We start from the raw sequence: 18,653 nt of genomic DNA, 5'->3' as shown, positions 1-18,653 counted from the left end.
AGCAAAAACCACGCGATGATCGTCATTGAGGATTTGAAGGTTGCCAGCATGTCAAAATCAGCAGCGGGCACGACCAGCCAGCCGGGGCGCAACGTCCGGGCAAAATCAGGGCTGAATCGTTCGATATTAGATCAGGGCTGGTTTGAACTGCGCCGCCAGCTCGAATACAAGCAGGCATGGCGAGGTGGTCAGGTGTTGGCGATAAACCCGGCCTACACCAGCCAGCAGTGCGCCTGTTGTGGGCATACTGCGAAGGATAACCGCCAGACGCAAAGCCAGTTTAAATGCGCTGCGTGTGGTTATGAGGCGAACGCCGATGTGAACAGCGCTCGCAATATTTTAGCGGCGGGACACGCCGTTTTAGCCTGTGGAGGCGTGGTGCAATCAGGCCGCCCGATGAAGCAGGAACCCGGTACTGCGCGAGCAGCTATCACCCAGTAATGGGAATCCCCCTCCTGTGACGCGAAGCGCTAAGGTGGGGGAGGATGTCAAGCTCAGCTTCAGCTCGCGCACATAGTGAGCCACCGTCTAGCCGTCTCATGCAGGAATACCCGTTGCAACTGCCAGCGAGACCAGCAGCTCTGCCGGGCCAGCGCCTCCAGGGAGAGCGGCTGATCCAGATTGGCATGGATGTAGTCGAGCACTCGCTCGATGCGGGTGAGGTGGGCGCGCGCCTCGGGTGCCGGCTCACGGAGTGGGTGGGGAGAAGTCGGTGTCATGATGCGCTTGAGACCACGCCAGCAGAGGGCGCTCTGGCCCGGGAGGGCCACATTAAACAGGGGTGTCGCGCCGACCGCAAGGCCGGCGCACCGCCTGGCTATTCATCCCGCCCCGCTCAGGGTAGACGGCTCTGGCCATGCTCGGCAAAGTGGCTGCGAAGGGCGCTGATCACCCGCCGCACCTTCTCCGGGATCTCCCGCTGGGGGGTGATGGCATGGATCTCCATGGGAGGGGCCAAAAAGCCCGGCAGCAGCACGAGCAATCGACCGGTGGCGATATCTTCTTCTATTTCACCTTCCGGTTGCAGCGAAATCCCCTGCCCTGCCAGGGTGAACTGGCGCAGGGGCAAGACGTTGTTGCACAGCACCCTGGGCTTGGGCTTGATCTTGTGGACCTCCCCCTTCTCGTCCAACAGCAGTATCCCACCCCCCAGCATGTCCGAGGCCAGCCAGTCGTGGGCCAGCAGATCCGCCGGGCTGCGCGGCGTGCCCTTGCGTGCCAGATAGGCGGGCGAGGCACACAGCAGCATCCGGGTCTGACCCAGTCTGCGCGCCACCAGGGTGGAATCTTCAAGCGTGCCGACCCGCAGCGCCACGTCGATGCGATCCTTGATGAGATCCCGCTTCTCGTCGTCGGCAATGATCTGGATGCCCAGGCCCGGGTGCGCCTGCAGCAGCGGCGAGAGCGCCCGCGCCAGGGGCTGGCCCGCCATCCCCACCGGCGCGGTGATCCGCACTTCTCCGAGCAGGCTGTCGCGCACCTCCGAGAGGCGCAGCTCGGTGTCGTTCAGGGTCTGCTGCAACGACTGGCAACCCTGCCACACCACTTCCCCCGCCTCGGTCAGGCTGAGGCGGCGGGTGGAGCGGTGCAGCAGGGGCAGGCCGAGCTGGCTCTCCAGTTGACTGATATGCTGGCTGACGGCAGACGGGGTCATGCCGAGGGCCTTGGCGGCGCCGGTCATGCTGCCCGCCTCCACCACGGCGGCGAAGATGGCGTAGCGTCTGAGCTGATCCATTATGAAGCCCTGCTTACAAGTGAATGCAATTTTAAGTGGATTATTAAATCACACTCGGGGGCGTAGGATAGCCCCATTCCCACAGTGAAGGAGAATTCCCATGAAGATTGCCCTCATCGGTGCCAGCGGTTTTGTCGGTTCAGCCATCCTCCAGGAGGCCGTCAGCCGCGGTCATCAGGTCACCGCCATCGTGCGTGACGTGAGCAAGGTCGCCGCTCACCCGCAAGTCACCACCGTGGCGGTGGACGCCCAGGACAGCCAGGCACTGGCCGGGGTGCTCAAGGGGCACGATCGGGTGATCAGTGCCTACAACCCGGGCTGGAGTGCCCCGGACATCTACGATCAGTACCTCAAGGGGGCCAGCGCCATCGTGGCCGCCGCCAACGACGCCGGGAGCTGGCTGCTGGTGGTCGGCGGTGCCGGCAGTCTGGAAATCGCCCCGGGCGTGCAGCTGGTGGACACCCCGGAGTTCCCGGCAGAGTGGAAGCAAGGGGCCCTCGCGGCCCGGGACGGTCTCACCGCCCTTCGCCGGGAAACCACCCTCGACTGGCGTTTCGTCTCCCCACCCGTGTTCCTCGAACCCGGCGAGAAGCGCGGCGGTTACCGCCTTGGCACGGATCAGGTGTTGTTCAGCGGCGAGCAGCCCGCGGGGATCACGGTCGGCGATCTGGCGGACGGGGTGCTGAACGAGGCGCAAGCACCGGCTCACCTGCGCCAGCGTTTCACCCTGGGTTATTGAGGAAAGGCGCGCCAGCAACCCTTCCCATGACAGTCACACGGAGGGAGGCGGATGCCTCCCTCCGCCTTTTCTCTCCCGCGTCTATCCCGTCACGCCAATGTCGCTCTCACCCGGTACGGCAGATCGCCGCCTGAGCCGCCCGTTGCTCGTTCCATTCGCTCAAGTCCGAATTACATTTCGAATTTTGTATATAACTAAGAATATTTTGTTGCTTCCACCTTATAACCTCGAACAGTAGCATCACCCTCAACCCAAACGGCGCCACTCAAGAAGAGTGCGCCCCGGTTTCGCAACACCCCGCACGCCGGGGCACGCAGACCCCGTTCACGGAAAGTGAGGAGATGCCCATGACCACCCCATCATTGCCGATCATCGATCTCGCCGCCCTCAAGGGCACCTCGGCTGCACGCAGCCAGATGCTGGCGCAGCTTGGTCAGGCCGCCCGCGAAGTGGGCTTTTTCTATCTGGTGGGCCATGATCTGAGCGAATCGGCGCGCCAGGAGACCCTGGCGCTCGCCGCCCGCTTCTTCGCCCTGCCACTTGAAGAAAAACGGGCGGTGCAGATGGTCCACTCCCCCCACTTTCGCGGCTACAACCAGGTGGGGGCAGAGCTCACCCGGGCACGGCCGGATCTGCGGGAGCAGTTCGATATCATGAATGAGGCCCAGGCCCTGCCTGTGGCGCACATTCGTGAACCCTGGCAGCGCCTCATCGGCCCCAATCAGTGGCCCGCCGCCCTGCCCGAGATGAAAACACGGCTGCTGGCATGGCAGGATCGACTGAGCGACATCACCCTCACCCTGCTGAACGCCTTCGCAGAGGTGCTGGGGCAGCCCGCCGGAGTATTTGATGAGAGCATTCGCGGTGCCCCCTACCAGCACATGAAGCTCATTCACTACCCCGGACAACCGGAAGGCAGCAGTGGTCAGGGGGTAGGTGCCCACAAGGATCCCGGCTACCTGACCCTGGTGATGCAGGACGATCACTCCGGGCTCGAGGTGGAGACGGCAGATGGCTGGATCCCCGCGCCCCCCCTGCCGGGCGCCCTGGTGGTCAACATCGGCGAGCTGCTGGAGCTCGCGTCCGACGGCTACCTCAAGGCCACCCTGCACCGGGTGGTGAGCCCGCCTCCCGGGGTATCGCGCCTCTCCTGCGCCTTCTTCATGGCGGCAAGGCTGGATGCGACTGTGCCACTGCTTAGCCTCTCCCCCGAGCTGGCGGCACTGGCCGAAGGGCCCCAGAGCGATCCCGCCAACCCGCTCTTTTATCAGGTGGGGGAAAACGTGCTCAAGGGGAGGCTGCGCTCCCACCCGGATGTGGCGGCCCGCCACTATGCAGGCGAGCCGCAGCGCGAGCCAGCGCTAGCCTGACAACACCGCCACACCACATTAGAAAAGGGGCGCGACGGCGCCCCGGATAACACAAGCAGTCGGGCAACAGCCTGGCAATGACGGAGTACAAAAATGAAATTCAAGACCATGAGCGTGCACAGCGGCCAGCGGATCGATCCCCAGACCGGCGCCCTCACCACCCCGCTCTACCAGAGCAGCACCTTCAGCTACTTCAACGCCCAGGCGGGCAAGGAGCGCTTCGCCGGTCAGGCGCCCGGCTTCATCTACAGCCGCTTTGGCAACCCCACCACTGCCGAACTGGAGCAGAAGCTGGCAGCCCTCGAAGGTGCAGATGAGGCACTGGTGGTGGCCAGCGGCATGGCGGCGGTGAGTGCCATCATGTATGCCCTGGCAGACAGCGGTGATGAAGTGGCCTATATCGGCCCCCTCTACGGCGGCACCGATGCCTTCCTCAAGCAGACCTTCAGCCGCGCCGGCATCAAGATCACCGCCTACGAGAGCGATCAGGCGCTGCTGGCCAACATCCGCCCCGCCACCAAGGTGGTACTCTTTGAAACCCTGACCAATCCCACCCTCAAGGTGGTGGATCCGCGGGTGGTGGTGGAGGCGGCCCGCAAGGTGGGCGCCATCACGGTATGTGACAACACCTTCCTCACCCCCTACCTGCTGCGCCCGCTCGAGCTTGGCATCGACATCGTCATGCACAGCGGCACCAAGTATCTGGGCGGTCACGGCGACATCATCGCCGGGGTGGTGGCGGGTCGTCATGAGCTGATGAAGTCGATTCGCACCGTGGCCCTCAAGCACATCGGCTCTCCCATCGGCCCACAGGAGGCCTACCTGCTGCAACGGGGGGTCAAGACCCTTCCCCTGCGCATGGATGCCCACCTGCACAACGCCCAGAAGGTGGCCGAGTTCCTGGATGCCCACCCGGCGGTGAAGAAGGTGATCTACCCGGGCCTTGCCAGCCATCCGGGCCACGATGCCCTCGGCGCCTTCGCCAGCGGCTTTGGCGGCATGGTGAGCATCGAGCTGGAAGGCGGGTTTGAGCGCTGCGCCACCCTGCTCGACAACCTGCAACTCTTCGTGCAGGCGGTGAGCCTCGGCGATCTCGAGAGCCTGGCCTGCCATCCGGCCAGCACCACCCACGCCGCCATGGACGAGGCGAGCCGCCTCGCCGCCGGAGTCAATGACGATCTCATCCGCTTCAGCATCGGGGTGGAAGACGCCGACGATCTGATTGCCGATCTGGCCGCCGCCCTGGCCCTCCTCTGATATCCAGTGGCGATCCGGGCGAATGACGCAATAAAAAAAGGGAAGGCAATGCCTTCCCTTTCTCTATTTCTGCCCGGCGCCCTCATCAGGCGTCGTGGTAATCCTGGCAGGCGCTCAGGGTGTTCTCCATCAGGCTGGCGACCGTCATGGGGCCCACGCCCCCCGGTACCGGCGTGATGAAGGCGGCGTGATTGCGCGCGGTCTCATACTCCACATCTCCCACCAGGGAGCCGTCCGCAAGGCGGTTGATGCCCACGTCGATCACCAGGGCACCGGGTTTGACCCACTCCCCCGGAATGAAGTTGGGCTTGCCCACCGCCACGACCAGCAAGTCGGCCCGGCGCACCTGGGTCTCCAGATCCTGGGTGAAGCGGTGACAGGTGGTGGTGGTGCAACCGGCCAGCAGCAGCTCCAGCGTCATGGGACGCCCCACGATGTTGGAAGCCCCGACCACCACCGCATGCAGACCGTGGGTCTTGACGCCGGTGGTCTCGATCAGGGTCATGATCCCCTTGGGTGTGCAGGGTCGCAGCGCCGGGATGCGCTGGGCCAGACGACCCACGTTGTAGGGATGGAAGCCATCAACGTCCTTGTCGGGACGAATGCGCTCCAGCACCTGGGTGGTATCGCAGTGGGCCGGCAAGGGCAACTGCACCAGGATGCCGTCTACTTCCGGATCCTCGTTGAGCTGGTCGATCAGGGACAGCAGCTCCGCTTGTGTCGCCGTGGCGCTGAGGTCATAGGAGCGGGAGACAAATCCCACCTCTTCACAAGCGCGACGTTTGCTGCCCACATAGACTTGGGAGGCCGGATCCAGCCCCACCAGGATCACCGCCAGACCCGGTGCCCGTTTCCCCTGCGCCAACCGCTGTTGGACTTGCGCGGCGACCTGATTGCGAATCGTTTGCGCAACCTGTTTTCCATCAATGATTTTGGCAGACATCGTTCTTCACTCACCATGTGTTCAACTGCGGCGCATTGTCGCATTTTTTTGGCGCGGGTGTTAGCGGCTCTCGCAGGGAGGGCAATAAGTAGGCACTTGAATTTACTGGCGGAAAAAGTCATTGACGCTGACTTTGGCGCTTGGGTATGATGCCCGCCCGTTGCCCAGTGGTGCCGCCGAAGGTATGCTGGATGGCGAATTTTCGGTGATTAGCGCAGCCCGGTAGCGCATCTGGTTTGGGACCAGAGGGTCAAAGGTTCGAATCCTTTATCACCGACCAGGTTCATCGGGAAATCCCCGGATTTCTTGATACAACGCGCCCTTAGCTCAGTCGGATAGAGCAACGGCCTTCTAAGCCGTGGGTCGCAGGTTCGAATCCTGCAGGGCGCGCCATTTAAAATGTGTTTTAAATCATTGAGTTATTGATGAAGAGTGTGACTTATCGTCCATTCGGCAGATTATCTCAGGATGACCTTGGCCAGGCCTTGGCAGACACAAAATGGCGATGATTTCAGTGGTGGTTGTAGCTCAGTTGGTAGAGTCCCGGATTGTGATTCCGGTTGTCGTGGGTTCGAGCCCCATCAGCCACCCCATTATTTCTCTGTTGTTGCTATCTGTTGCGTAAGAAAGGCTTTAATATGGCCAGCAACTCATCTGCAAGGCAGACTTCGCGCTATTTATGCGCGGCGATAAACCGGCCCCGCGCCAGTTTTTTTGTTTTAGCGAACAAAATAACGCCTATGGAGGCGGCCTATGTCTCTTCGTAATCCAGCTCGCAAGCAGCCCGCTCGCCAGCCCTCCCCCACGACGGGTAACCCCGCCCTCGATCTCTTCCACCGCAACTGGCAAGCGCTCGAAAAGCTACAGGCAAAAATCGACAAGCAAACCCTCAACGGCCGCGATATCTATCAGCGCTTCACCAGCGACATCGAACCCCTTGAGCGTCAACAATGCGAGCTCATCTTTGCCCTCACCAAGCGACTGACCGACTTTACGGCTCGCAAGAGCTTTACCCAGTGGCAACGGGAGACCTTGCACCACTGGATCCACGATCTCATCAACTATCTCGAGTCCAATCCGTTTCGTGGCGAGATGGATTTGGCCCCCCTCTATCACCAAATCCAAACCAATACCGCCCTGCACATGGATGACGAACAGCTCGACTATCAGTGTGATGAACTTACCCATATGCTGATGGAAACTTGTGGTCACTGCCCCGAAGACATCGACACCTTGCGCGATATGGTCAAAAACCCCGCTCTGTTGCACGAGTACCTGATAAACGCGGCGAAGCAGAAAATGGCCAACGGGAGTGACACCGCTGGTGAGGAAGAGGATGCCCTCTTCGACGATGATGAGTTGTTTGCCGATGAGTCCCCCTTCGGCGCTGAGCAGCAAGATGCTTTTGCCCACACGCGCACCCGTCGTGAGCAAGAGGAAGAGATGCGCATCGAACAGCTGTTCAGCAAATCCAGCCTCAAGCAGCTCTATCGCAAGCTCGCCCTGGCGCTGCACCCGGATCGGGAACCCGACCCCGCCATGCAGGCGGAAAAGACCCGCATCATGGGCCAACTCAGTCAGGCTTGGGAAAACAAAGAGATGTTCACCCTGTTACAGCTGGCCCACGCTCACCTACCCGAGTTCGATAACCTGCTCAGTGACGAGAACCTCGCTTACCTCAACCCGATGCTGAAACGCCAGCTACGCGAGCTCGAAGTCAGCTACTACGGCGGGCAAGACGGGCTAATGGGCGCGGTGCTGCACAAATTCAAGCAATCATCCAAGAAAAAGACCGAGCAGGCCTTTGCCGAACATCGGGACTATTTGCTGCGTGATATCGATCACCTGACTGCCCAGCTGGCCGAGATCACCACCCTGCAGACCCTCAAACCCTATCTGGCGGCCCGCTGGGATCAGCAGCAAATAAGGTGGCGTGAGGAAGAGGACGATATGGAATGGCTGTTTCGGTAACGGCCAGCGCTGACCGACCATCTCCCCAAACAATCAAGGCGCCACTGGCGCCTTGATTGCTTTCACGCTGCTGGTTTTTACACTGATCGTGCTATCGGATAGCCAGCCTTAAATCAGGGTCACCTGACGCGCTTTGCCATCAGGCGCCAGCGCCTGTTCCTCATCGTGGATAGTTGTGAAGGGCTCAGGGGAAATGGCGGCTGCCGATGCGATTTTGCGCTGCTGATATTGGGCCAGACGCAAGTCCAGCAGCTCTTGCACCATGCGATGCAGAGGATCGATATCCTCCTCACTCACCGCGAAGCGTGGGCAGAAGCGATCCTCCCTTACCTCGAACCAGTACTCCCCCTTGGCGCCTGGATTGCCGCCACTGCTGAACTTGATCGGATTGCTCTTCCAGTAACTGAGCCAAGCCGGGCTGTCGGCGCTCAGGGCTTGCTGCTTGGCCGGCAGATCGAGACGGGCCAGCTCGGGATGCCGCTCGAACAGGTAACGGGAGTGGCTGGCCAGCGCTGCCAAGGTGGGTGGCTCACGCAGACCGTCGAGTTCGAGCAAGGCCAATAGCAGGATCAACTTGAAGCTCTTGTTGAGCACGGTGTTCTCCACCCCCGCACGCAGAAAGTCGCCGTGCCGGTTCAGCACGCGCAGCTCCTCCTCCCCCAGATCGCCCGCTTGGGCGAGCAGCTCAAACCAGCCCCCCTGTTTTTGGGTATCGAAACGCAGTTGCTCACCCAGCCGGGCAACCCAGGTTTGCCGCGCAGTGGGACGATAACCGAGGTACTCCTTGAGGATCTGATAGGTCTCAAGCAGAGTCGGTTGCTGCTGCCTTTTTAACAGCGCTAGCAACGGAAGCAGCTTGGGATCCAGATTGATAAAACAACCTGCCGCCAGCGTCATCGCCCCGTTTGCGTGCGTTGGCGAGTAGGTCAATTGCGTTTGCAGCAGCTGAGGCTTGTAGAGACACGCCTTGTGATTGCCCACCAGATCGATCACCACCAGGCGTTCTTTGCCTTGATAGAGGCGCAAGCCCCGCCCCAACTGTTGCAGGAACACGATGCGCGACTCGGTGGGACGCAGCATCAGCACGGTATCGATGGCGGGCAAGTCGGTGCCTTCGTTGAACAAATCTACCGAGAAGATGATATCGAGCTCGGCGGCGGCCAATTGCTCCTGGGCGGCTTGTCGCCCCTGACGGGAGCCCGCATAGACGGCTACCGCCCGCACTCCGGCTTGCTGGAAGACGCTGGCCATAAAATCGGCATGACGGGTCGAGATGCAGAAGGCCAGCGTGCGCTGCTGGCGTAAACGTCGCCACTGGCTAAGGGCGTGCTGAGCCCGCTTCTGACTGGCGAAGGCACTCTCCAGCGCATGGGGGTAAAACTGACCGTTGCGCCAAGGCAGCGCGGCATAGTCGATAGTGTCATCCAAAATGCCGTGATAGGTGAGCGGCACCAGCATCTTTTGCTCAATGGCGAGCGCCAGCCCCCGTTCAAAGACGAGATTGTTGTCGCACAGCGCCAGAATATCGGCCTGATCGGTGCGGTCAGGGGTCGCGGTCAGCCCGAGCAGGAAGCGGGGCTTGAAGTGGTTTAGCAAGCGCCGGTAGGAGGGTGAGGCGGCATGATGAAACTCATCGACCACCACGTAATCGAAGTGATCCGGTGCAAAGCGCAGCAGATGCCGACTCTTGCCCAGCGTCTGAATGGAGGCAAACAACCAGTCGGCCTCATCCTGCTGCTGACCGTGATAGAGGCCAGAATTTGCCTGCGGCGCCATGTGCAAGAAGGTCTGGCGCGCTTGGGTCAGGATCTCCTCCCGATGGGCAACAAACAGCAGGCGGGCCGCCTGCATCTGGCGCACATCAAAAGCCGCGAGCCAAGTCTTACCAAGGCCGGTCGCCATGACCACCACGCCCCGTTTATGCCCCTGTGCCCGCGCGGCTTGCAGCGCCATCAGCGCCTCTTGCTGCACGCTGTTGGGGATGGGGGCTTCACGCAGCTGCTCGGCGCTGCTGCGATGATCCCCGGTGAGCACCCGCAACTCCCGCAGCGCGCTCTGCCGATAGCGAGCGAGGTAGCCATCTATCCAGTCGTGGGTAAGGAGCACGACCCGCGCGTCTTGCGCCAGCCGCTCGATTTGAGCCGCGAGCTGACGCAGGCTGTGATGCGGCTCGCTGGGTCCGCTCGGCTCAGCCCTGAGCGACCAGTTCCACTCCAGCGACTCGGTAAGGGCGGCGGCAGAGATATTGCTGGAGCCGAGAAACGCCTGACCACCGAGCACCGCTGGCGACCCTTCCTGGCCAACTTGCTGGCCTAGGTACTGGGCTGCGTGCTGGACAAACAGATAGGACTTGAGGTGAAAACCGCGATTGCCCTGACTCTGGTAGATCAGCGCGCAAGAGCGAGCGGGATCAAATTTGAGCAACTCGCGCAGCGCCACCGGCTGGGTCACCTCCAGATAGTCCGAGGTGATCACCCGAAGCCGTGCTCCTCGCGCCAGCGCCTCGTGCAGGGCACCGCGCAACAACACCAGCCCGCTTTGGCGAATAAAGGAGACACACAACTCAATGCGGCTACCCTCGCCACAACGGGCGATGGCGTCCAGCAGATGTGGCAACAGGGGATCGTTGAACTCCGGATCCCCCGCCTCTCCCCCGCTGATGAGCACGGGTGCACTCATGACCCGACCTTGCGCACGATGGCGTTAAGCCAACACTCCTGCTCGCGGCCGGGGCGTCGATCCGCAGTCTGCCAGATCTCGACCTCGCTCAGCGGCAACGGCGTTATCAGGGCTTGCAGCCCCGCCTCATCCAACTGGGTGAAGGCTCGGCCATCGCGCTCGGTCTCGTCTACCCCATATTTGAACGAGCAATAGAGCAGACCACCGTCGGCGAGTTGCTGGCACAGATGGACCATTACGGCATCCAATTCGGCACGGGGAACATGCAGCAGACTGGCACAGGCCCAGATGGCATCGACCGGCGCGGGAGCCACGAACTGATCGAAACGGCACAGTTGCACCGGCTGACCAAGCAGGCGCTCGGCGCGCAGGGCCAGCTCCGCGCTGGCATCGAACGCAGTGACCTGAAAGCCCTGCTCTCGGAAGTAGAGACTGTCCCGACCAGAGCCGCAGCCCGCATCGACGATATGAGCGCCGGGAGCGAGCAGAGGCAGGAAGCGCTGGTAAAGCGGCTGCATATCGACCGACAGCGTGCCTTCGACGAAGCTATCGGCGTGTTGGTTGTAGTAATCGATAGACATAGTAAGCAGGCACCTAGCAGAAAACGCTCAGATTAACAGAGAGTTAGGGGTAAAAAAATCGAGTCAGTGCCATTTCAGACAATCCGCAGTACGGGAAGGCCAACTGGCACCTTCTTCGCTATTCATAAATGTTCTATTGACCCTAACGGCGCTCAGTTCATGCTATCAAAAAGAGTGTTATTCTAAGCCTGAGAGCACGGTAGCTCTATGAAGCCAGATCACCAAATCGATCATTTCTACTATTTGGCCAAGATGTACGCTGCGTCAGCGATTCATCATGGCGGTCTAATAGATCAGAACCACAGTCTGGGTTCACTTTGCGCCCAACACTGCTGGCGGTGTGCTCTGCCCATCACATCTAACTTGCCCCAAGGAGTTGGTGCGACAAGTTGTGCCATTGGAGGACCGCAGGTTGCCGAGGCTATCTTTACGCCAGGTGACGGTCTCGCCGGTGCTGGGATTGCTGACCCGTACATTGCCTAGACTATCTTTGCGGTAAGTGGTGCCTTCGCTGCTGCGCACATTGCCGAGAGAGTCTTTGCGCCAGGTGGTGCCGCTTTGCGAATCCCTGACGTTGCCGAGACTGTCCTTGCGCAGGGTGCCGCTATTGCCATCATCACACTGGTAGCGGGTATTACCGAGGCTGTCTTTGCGATAGGTACAGTCGGCGGCCCCGGCACTCTGGACCACCAGCAGTAACAGGGCACCAGCTAACACGCCGAGCGGGGGTAACGAAGGTGACATAAACATGCTCCTTGGTTGGGGCTGACTGGGACTCTCTTCAAGCGGGTCCAGTATATGCCGCCTCAATACCCATGCCGATACTGGTTACATACACATGTCGCATTTTGGAGCAGATGCGGGGTGTCTGATCACCGAGCCGGCGTTTATCGGCGGGGTTGTGGCTTGATGGTTGATTTGGGAAACAGCGCCCCTAATAGTGCTACATTTTGCCGAAAGCCTTGTGGTGTAAAGCATCTCTACCATCAGGTGGCAAAGCCTGACGTGGCAAGACTCAGACCTCGATGTGTGCTCAATGCCTCTTGTCGAGGCTGTACGAGTGCAGTGATCTACTATTCGGAACAGCTATTTAGTGTAGGAGGTGTGTTTATGACATTTCATAAAAATAGAAGCGCCGGGTATCACCCGGCGCTTCATCATCATAGTCTTGCAGACTTCACTTAGTAAAGGGTGCAACCCCAGCGGTAACTGCGCCCCAGCAACTGATACTCGGGACGCACGCTCTGACTCCAGGAGTCATCGCCACCCACCCCCATGTGGGCGCCATCGAGACATACCCACAGCCCCTCTTCGGCCACCAGATCGCTCTGGTGACGAGCGGCGGCCAGCTGTTGCTGACTGAAGCGGCTGGCACTGAAATGGAAGCTGCCGTTCACTGTCGTGCTGCCCAGCTGCAGCTGACGGGTATCGCAGCGCAAACCGTTGTCGCTCGGGAAGATGTAAGGGGTGTGCATGGCCTCCAGCGGCAAGCTCCAGTGCCCCAGATCGGCTCCCAGCAGGCGATCCGGATAGTTCTCGTGAGGACCGCGCCCCAGCCATTCGGCGCGCACCGGCACTTCGGCCAGATGGAGCAGCAGACCAATCCGCGGCAGCGACGGCAACGCCTGCGCCAGCTCAGTCTCTATCTCCAGGCTCATGGCGCCATCGTCGGTAAAACAGTGATGCCAGTGACTCACCAGCAGCAGCTCATCGTGGTGGAAGTAGCCATGACTGACCCGGATATCCCCTCCGGTGACCGAGATCCCCAAACAGCGGTGCTGCCATTGACCGAGGCCACACGCCTGCCAGCGGGCAATCCAGGAGTTGGGATCAGCGTGATCTGCCTCGCTGGTGCCGATGTCGTTGTCCAGCGGCGCCCGGTAGAAGTGATCCATGATCGGCGCCAGCAACTGCTCCTTCCCCGATTTTTGCCAACTGGTGATACGGCCGCTCTGCTTGTCGAGCCGCCACTGGCTGTTTGCGGCAGTGATCCGCCAACCATCCGGTTGCTCAGTCAGGATGGCGACAGCAGCGGGAGCTGGCAGGGAAAGAGGGGTCGGCAGGGTGAACTGCTGGCGGGCGACCTTGTGATCCGCCTGCGACCACAAGGTGGCTTGTGGCTGAATGATCGCCAGATCGAGCCAGGCCTGTGAGCCTGCCGCAAAGGTGGGCAGTGTCTCGCTCAGGGTCAACTCGACCACCCCTTGCGGTGCCAGCTCAAGGGAGATCTCCCCCTGCTGCTGCACATGGCCGTTCTCGCACAGCTGCCAGCAAAGCCGCTCGTTATCGGTTTCCCGGAACAGGTATTCGCTCTCGATCCGCACCCGCAGCGGGATGTGCTCAAGCAGGGTGAAGCGGAACGGCTGCTGGGCACGCTTCGCCTCGCACAAAGCGGGATGGGGGGTGCGATCAGGGAACAGCAGACCGTTGCAGCAGAACTGACGATCGTTTTGCACATCACCAAAATCGCCGCCATAACCCCAGTAGTGGCGACCATCGGCGGTGTATTTGTCGAGCCCCTGATCGACCCAATCCCAGACAAACCCGCCTTGCAGACGTGGATGATCGCGAAACGCCTGCCAGTAGTGGGCGTAGCCCCCCAGACTGTTCCCCATGGCGTGGGCATATTCACAGAGGATTAGTGGCCGGTGCTCGTCGGGCAGACCGATCCACTTGGCCAGCGCCCACTTGGTCACCGCCGGGAAGGGCTGATCCTGATGGGTTCTGGCATACATGGGGCAGATGATGTCGGTGGCCGGGGTATCGGCCCCGCCCCCCTCGTACTGCACCGGACGGCTCGGGTCGCTGCGCTTGATCCAGCCATACATGGCATCGTGGGCCGGGCCGTAACCCGACTCGTTGCCGAGCGACCAGATGATGATGGAGGGGTGGTTGAAATCCCGTGCCACCATGCGGGTGGCCCGCTCCAGAAAGGCATTGCTCCAGGCAGGATCCCGCGCCAGCCGCCCCATGGGGGTCATGCCGTGGGTCTCCAGATTCGCCTCGTCCACCACATAGAGACCGAGCCGATCGCAGAGGCGATAGAAGTCGGGGTGGTTGGGATAGTGGGAACAGCGCACCGCATTGAAGTTGTGCCGCTTCATCAGCAGCAGATCCCGCTCCATGGTGGCGCGATCAATGGCATAACCCTTGGCAGGGTGATGCTCGTGACGGTTGGCACCGCGAATAAGCAGCGGCTGACCGTTGACCCGCAGCAGGCCGCCACGGATCTCCACCACCCGAAAGCCCACATCACATGCCTCACTCTCGATAGCTTGGCCCTGCTCGTCCAGCAGGGTCAGGGTGAAGCGATAGAGATGGGGCGTCTCGGCGCTCCACTTGCGCGGCGCAGCCACGTCGAGCCACAGCTCGGCGCGATCGTCGTAAGCCCCTTTCTCATCAATGGCTTGGGTGCCGATCAGCTGGAGCAGGGTCGCGACCCGCTCGCTACCGTCATAGAGATTGGCCTCTACCGAGAGGCCAGCCCCATTGGCGACCTGCAGGGCAATCTTGAGACGGCCATCCCGATAGCAGGCATCCAGCTCGGGGGTCACCCGCATATCCATCAGATGGCGGGACGGTTTGTGCAGCAGGCTGACGGAGCGGAAGATCCCCGACAGCCACCACATATCCTGATCTTCCAGATAGGAGCCATCAGACCAACGTAGTACCAGCACCGCCAACCGGTTGCGACCGCTCTGCAGATATGGGGTCAGATCGAATTCGGCGGGCAGGCGGCTGTCCTGGGAGTAACCGACCCAGCGGCCGTTGCAGAAGAGGTGGAAGGCACTGCTCACCCCGTCGAAGATGATCCGGCTCTGTCCGCTTGCCAGCCAGTCGGCGGGCAGTTCGAACTCGCGGGAGTAGCAGCCAGTAGGATTCTCTGCTGGCACTCGGGGCGGATCGCAGGGAAAGGGGTACTTGATATTGGTGTAGATGGGGCCATCGGTGAGCGGCCGCGCAGCTGGATAGGCGGCATCCAGCTGCCAGTTGCCCGGCACTGTAATGGGGCAAGCATCCACCAGATCCTGCGCCAGCCAGCTCTCGGGCACCAATTCGGGAGCGGCAAAGAAGGAGAAGCGCCACTCGCCATCGAGCAAGAGACGGGAGGAAGAGGCCAGATCACCCCTGGCATCGGTTTCGCTGCGCCAGCTGAACATGGGGGTATGGGCGGGTAAACGATTTACACTGGTCACAGCCTGTGTTTGCCAATCGGCACGATAAATGATTTGTTGTAACGTCATACTGTTATTCATCTTTTATAACCTTTTTCAAATCTCTGATTACAAAACATTCGGTTAGTAACTGGCGGCTTTTTTTGAAACCATCGTTCTACCCTTTAACAGCCCAAGTGGCCCCATTCCTGAGAGGGTAAAAATAGAAATAAAGGTGAAAGTTGCGGCAATAATGCCCAATACCAAGTAGGTTTCACGAAAGCCCATCACCTCATACATAGAGCCAGCCCACACAGACATAAACATGGTTGCTAGCTGCTTGAAGAACTGATAGCCAATCAACCAGATAGTCGCACTAAAGCGAACATCAAATTCACTAGTGATGTACTTGAATGTGCCGACTAACAGGAATGGAACTTCCAACATATGCAGGGTTTTCAGCAAAATGACATGGCTAACTGTCTCGGCGAATGATGAGCCGATGATTCGAATAGACATGATGGTCCCAGCGATTAGCAGGGCATTTTTTCCGCCAATTCGATTCACAATCAGTGGGGCAAAAAACATGATGCTGGCGTTCAGTAACTCCCCCATAGTGGTGACATAACCAAAGTAACGAGTACCTTCTTCTTTTGTATCAAAGAATGCGGTAAAAAAGTTTGCAAATTGTTGATCAAATACGTCATACGTACATGCTACACCGATTACATAGAGGGTGAAAAACCAGAATTTTGCTTGTTTCAGCAACCTCATTGCCAGTTTTATGCTAAACCCTTTCTGATTGGCGCCAATACTATCTAACACCTCACTGGTGCTTCCACGACCAGGGTTTATAAAATAAAATAGAACCGCCATTACAACAGCAAAAGCAGACCCCATCCAGAACACGAACTCATTGTTAATGGTAAACATGATGCCTACGATAGAGGCACAGAGAGCCCAGCCTATTGCGCCAAACATCCTTGCACGGCCAAACTCGAACTGACTGGAGCGACTCACCTTCTCAACATAAGCCTCGATGGCTGGAGCCCCGCCTGCAAATACAAAACCTATGTACATGCCCCCTACGATAGAACCGAGATAGATGTTCAATTTCAGCAATGGTGCCAATACATAAAGAAAGAAGGGCGCGAAGAAGACCAGTAATCCGATGATTATCCAGAGCAAATGCTTTTTCAGCCCTAGCTTGTCAGAAACCAGCCCAAACACAGGCTGAAATAGAAGTGCAAATAAAGAAATTGTGCCGAAGACAATTCCAGTTTCAGCCTTGCTGATGCCATTTACATCATGTAACCAAATTGGAAAAAAAGGAAAGTAAGCTCCCATTATAAAGAAGTAAAGGAAGAATATGGCGCCAAACATTACCAAGTTTTTGTTCAATCCGAACAGTTTTTCAATGCTCATCAAGTATCCACCCATTTCACATAACAAGCCGACCATTTGAGCGAACCATCAAGATCCCCTCCCATGACAGCAAGAGTACGTACTAATGATGCAGCGTACTGTGACGAGAGATACAATTTATGCAATCGGTTACACTGCGACAGTGACAAGAACAACAAATAAGTGACCCAGATCACATAAAACTAATAAAAATCTACTTTTTTCATAAAAGATCGAGAAAGCGCTACCACAAGGTAAACTCATTAACGTAAGCATTGACTCATATACAGGACCTTAAGAAAACACTTCATTTGAAATTCCTTCTAAGGTCCTGTTCTGTATCGATTTTCGCTGCTTGGTTCGACGGGCATTTTTCGCCAAGTAAACGGCAGCCCATTCCAGACGCTCTCTTATTTCCACCAACACCCGATGAGCCACCGCTTCCAATAACGGGAACCACCAGGTTCCGCTATTTTTCGCCGCTTTCAGTGTGGATAAACCGTCCCCCATCAGCGTCTGAGCTACCCGTCTTTTCATCACCAGCGACAACAGGCTGGCCCACACCAGCCCCTCGGCAATGGCTTTCTGACCTGTCACAAAGCCCTTGAGCCGGTTGTGCGACTTCCACTCCTTAAACAGCAGCTCCACCTGCCAACGACAGCGGTACAGGCTCATCACCCGCTCTGCTGGCCATGCCTCTCGTGGCAGATTGGTCATCCAGATACAGAACCGTTTCTCCTCGGCAAACCAGCGTCGGATCAGCCGATACTCGAACTTGCCCGATTTCACCACCATATCCAGTACCTCTGCCCGACAGTGCCGCCGTCCAGCATCCTTGAGTGACAGGCCCGCCAGCTTCGGCACTTCCCGTTCGTCACCGCGCCATGCCCGGATAATCTTCGGGTTCAGGCTCTTACTACCCCTGACCAGATAGAAACCGCCCGCCTCGTTTAGTTTCGCAAAGTAGGCCATATCGATGTAACCCGCGTCCGCCAACAGCAGGCTGTTATTGAGCCGCTCGGGCTCAGGCAGGAACTGGCGCTCTGACGCCGTATCGGCAGAGACCTGCATGCAAACTGGACTTTGCTCCAATAGAGACATGAGCATATGACACTCGATTGCCGCCGGGCTAATGGTCTTGAACCTTCCCGGAAACACTTCGGCCAGGCTTTTGTGGACGGCAAAGGAAGTACCATCCTGCAACAACACCTGTTTGAATGCGCCAAGGGATGCAGTCTTCATCTGTTGGCCGATACGCAAGGCGATAGCCCGTTCAACCAGCGCCTTCATGAACAGGGCGAACGACGCTTTGCGCAACTGGTTGTGAAAGGGCTTGTAGGAAACCTGATGGGCATCAACCAGTTGCAAGGCATTGAAATGATGGTGCAATCCAGCGATACCATCGACCTGGTCGCAGCCAAGTGCCCGCAAGAGTGCAGTCACCAGCATGGCAGGCGTAATGGCTCGTTTGCGCAAGCAAAATTGGCAGTCACGGGCAATGCGGTCGAGTTCGGCAGGAGAGAGAAGTTGCTCAAGATAGTGGTTGGCATCGATAATGGTCATGGCTTCGTGCGTGGCGGTTTTGTTTGGCGATAAAATCAGATCACAATCGAAGCCATTTTTATATCTATTTCAATTGGTTGCTGCTAAAGATCCTGTACATGAGCATTGACTAGGGAAGGTGCGAACAAGTCCCTGATATGAGATCATGTTTGTCATCTGGAGCCATGGAACAGGGTTCATCATGAGTCATCAACTTACCTTCGCCGACAGTGAATTCAGCAGTAAGCGCCGTCAGACCAGAAAAGAGATTTTCTTGT

At 58.8% G+C, this 18,653-nt stretch carries 13 protein-coding genes, 3 tRNA genes and 1 pseudogene; 8 read left to right on the top strand and 9 right to left on the bottom strand.

The window, feature by feature from the left end:
* On the top strand, nt 1-441 hold a 441-nt coding region (locus MUW49_RS10475), incomplete at its 5' end, for an RNA-guided endonuclease TnpB family protein (protein ID WP_244812697.1).
* 48 nt (nt 442-489) lie between these two features.
* On the opposite strand, the pseudogene MUW49_RS10470 reads toward MUW49_RS10475, so the two are convergent.
* A pseudogene (locus tag MUW49_RS10470) lies at nt 490-719 on the bottom strand (AraC family transcriptional regulator); the annotation flags it as partial.
* Nucleotides 720-835: 116 nt separating this feature from the next.
* On the bottom strand, nt 836-1,735 hold the full coding sequence (locus MUW49_RS10465) for a LysR family transcriptional regulator (protein ID WP_113979016.1): 900 nt from the start codon (nt 1,733-1,735) through the stop codon (nt 836-838).
* Nucleotides 1,736-1,835: 100 nt separating this feature from the next.
* Between MUW49_RS10465 and MUW49_RS10460 the strand changes: the two genes are divergently transcribed.
* The 3 genes from MUW49_RS10460 (at nt 1,836) to MUW49_RS10450 (ending at nt 5,101) form a co-directional block, all read left to right on the top strand.
* The gene (locus tag MUW49_RS10460) at nt 1,836-2,474 is read left to right on the top strand and encodes an NAD(P)-dependent oxidoreductase (RefSeq protein WP_113979017.1); all 639 of its coding nucleotides are present in this window, start codon (nt 1,836-1,838) and stop codon (nt 2,472-2,474) included.
* Nucleotides 2,475-2,821: 347 nt separating this feature from the next.
* On the top strand, nt 2,822-3,844 hold the full coding sequence (locus MUW49_RS10455) for a 2-oxoglutarate and iron-dependent oxygenase domain-containing protein (protein WP_102948528.1): 1,023 nt from the start codon (nt 2,822-2,824) through the stop codon (nt 3,842-3,844).
* 93 nt (nt 3,845-3,937) lie between these two features.
* Nucleotides 3,938-5,101: a PLP-dependent aspartate aminotransferase family protein gene (locus tag MUW49_RS10450; RefSeq protein ID WP_042863960.1), complete on the top strand. Its 1,164-nt coding sequence runs from the start codon at nt 3,938-3,940 to the stop codon at nt 5,099-5,101.
* A gap of 85 nt (nt 5,102-5,186) precedes the next feature.
* Here MUW49_RS10450 and folD read toward each other — a convergent pair whose 3' ends face one another.
* Entirely contained in the window at nt 5,187-6,044 is an 858-nt protein-coding gene (folD, locus tag MUW49_RS10445; RefSeq protein WP_010674955.1) for a bifunctional methylenetetrahydrofolate dehydrogenase/methenyltetrahydrofolate cyclohydrolase FolD, read from the bottom strand.
* 203 nt (nt 6,045-6,247) lie between these two features.
* On the opposite strand from folD, the gene MUW49_RS10440 reads away from it, so the two are divergent.
* The 4 genes from MUW49_RS10440 (at nt 6,248) to MUW49_RS10425 (ending at nt 8,015) form a co-directional block, all read left to right on the top strand.
* Nucleotides 6,248-6,324 (top strand) — tRNA-Pro (locus MUW49_RS10440).
* Between the two features lie 36 nt (nt 6,325-6,360).
* Nucleotides 6,361-6,437, top strand: a tRNA-Arg gene (locus MUW49_RS10435).
* Between the two features lie 124 nt (nt 6,438-6,561).
* Nucleotides 6,562-6,637: transfer RNA gene (locus tag MUW49_RS10430), tRNA-His, on the top strand.
* A 160-nt stretch (nt 6,638-6,797) separates the two neighbouring features.
* A complete protein-coding gene (locus tag MUW49_RS10425) occupies nt 6,798-8,015 on the top strand; it encodes a J domain-containing protein (RefSeq protein ID WP_041211539.1) in 1,218 nt (405 codons plus the stop codon).
* A gap of 108 nt (nt 8,016-8,123) precedes the next feature.
* Here the strand turns inward: MUW49_RS10425 and MUW49_RS10420 are convergent, their stop codons facing one another.
* From MUW49_RS10420 to MUW49_RS10395, 6 genes are all read right to left on the bottom strand, one after another.
* The gene (locus MUW49_RS10420; RefSeq protein ID WP_202611199.1) at nt 8,124-10,694 is read right to left on the bottom strand and encodes a DEAD/DEAH box helicase family protein; all 2,571 of its coding nucleotides are present in this window, start codon (nt 10,692-10,694) and stop codon (nt 8,124-8,126) included.
* Nucleotides 10,691-11,275 (bottom strand): class I SAM-dependent methyltransferase, encoded by a 585-nt coding sequence (locus tag MUW49_RS10415; RefSeq protein WP_005330546.1) that lies wholly within the window; start codon nt 11,273-11,275, stop codon nt 10,691-10,693. The genes MUW49_RS10420 and MUW49_RS10415 overlap by 4 nt, the downstream gene beginning before the upstream one ends.
* 312 nt (nt 11,276-11,587) lie before the next feature.
* Nucleotides 11,588-12,019 carry a hypothetical protein gene (locus tag MUW49_RS10410; protein ID WP_021140579.1) on the bottom strand — a complete coding sequence of 144 codons (432 nt, stop codon included), beginning with the start codon at nt 12,017-12,019 and terminating at the stop codon, nt 11,588-11,590.
* A gap of 437 nt (nt 12,020-12,456) precedes the next feature.
* Nucleotides 12,457-15,519: a beta-galactosidase gene (locus MUW49_RS10405; protein ID WP_082030016.1), complete on the bottom strand. Its 3,063-nt coding sequence runs from the start codon at nt 15,517-15,519 to the stop codon at nt 12,457-12,459.
* Nucleotides 15,520-15,573: 54 nt separating this feature from the next.
* Nucleotides 15,574-16,854, bottom strand: a complete 1,281-nt coding sequence (locus tag MUW49_RS10400; protein ID WP_034524273.1) for an MFS transporter — start codon at nt 16,852-16,854, stop codon at nt 15,574-15,576.
* Nucleotides 16,855-17,127: 273 nt separating this feature from the next.
* Complete coding sequence (locus MUW49_RS10395) at nt 17,128-18,396, bottom strand: IS4-like element ISAeme4 family transposase (protein ID WP_041206016.1); 1,269 nt, start codon at nt 18,394-18,396, stop codon at nt 17,128-17,130.
* Between the last annotated feature and the right edge of the window lie 257 nt (nt 18,397-18,653).

Source organism: Aeromonas sp. LsrichE-8G, assembly GCF_022869435.1.
GTDB lineage: Bacteria > Pseudomonadota > Gammaproteobacteria > Enterobacterales > Aeromonadaceae > Aeromonas > Aeromonas caviae.
The sequence above is the reverse complement of the archived record's forward strand: the minus strand, read 5'-3'. Positions and strand labels throughout refer to the sequence as shown.

What these genes read in the sequence shown, in the direction of transcription:
- folD (WP_010674955.1), bottom strand. Translation starts at nt 6,044, where the DNA reads ATGTCTGCCAAAATCATTGATGGAAAACAGGTTGCGCAAACGATTCGC.
- MUW49_RS10425 (WP_041211539.1), top strand. Translation starts at nt 6,798, where the DNA reads ATGTCTCTTCGTAATCCAGCTCGCAAGCAGCCCGCTCGCCAGCCCTCC.
- MUW49_RS10420 (WP_202611199.1), bottom strand. Translation starts at nt 10,694, where the DNA reads ATGAGTGCACCCGTGCTCATCAGCGGGGGAGAGGCGGGGGATCCGGAG.
- MUW49_RS10460 (WP_113979017.1), top strand. Translation starts at nt 1,836, where the DNA reads ATGAAGATTGCCCTCATCGGTGCCAGCGGTTTTGTCGGTTCAGCCATC.
- MUW49_RS10455 (WP_102948528.1), top strand. Translation starts at nt 2,822, where the DNA reads ATGACCACCCCATCATTGCCGATCATCGATCTCGCCGCCCTCAAGGGC.
- MUW49_RS10405 (WP_082030016.1), bottom strand. Translation starts at nt 15,519, where the DNA reads ATGACGTTACAACAAATCATTTATCGTGCCGATTGGCAAACACAGGCT.
- MUW49_RS10415 (WP_005330546.1), bottom strand. Translation starts at nt 11,275, where the DNA reads ATGTCTATCGATTACTACAACCAACACGCCGATAGCTTCGTCGAAGGC.
- MUW49_RS10410 (WP_021140579.1), bottom strand. Translation starts at nt 12,019, where the DNA reads ATGTCACCTTCGTTACCCCCGCTCGGCGTGTTAGCTGGTGCCCTGTTA.
- MUW49_RS10400 (WP_034524273.1), bottom strand. Translation starts at nt 16,854, where the DNA reads ATGAGCATTGAAAAACTGTTCGGATTGAACAAAAACTTGGTAATGTTT.
- MUW49_RS10395 (WP_041206016.1), bottom strand. Translation starts at nt 18,396, where the DNA reads ATGACCATTATCGATGCCAACCACTATCTTGAGCAACTTCTCTCTCCT.
- MUW49_RS10450 (WP_042863960.1), top strand. Translation starts at nt 3,938, where the DNA reads ATGAAATTCAAGACCATGAGCGTGCACAGCGGCCAGCGGATCGATCCC.
- MUW49_RS10465 (WP_113979016.1), bottom strand. Translation starts at nt 1,735, where the DNA reads ATGGATCAGCTCAGACGCTACGCCATCTTCGCCGCCGTGGTGGAGGCG.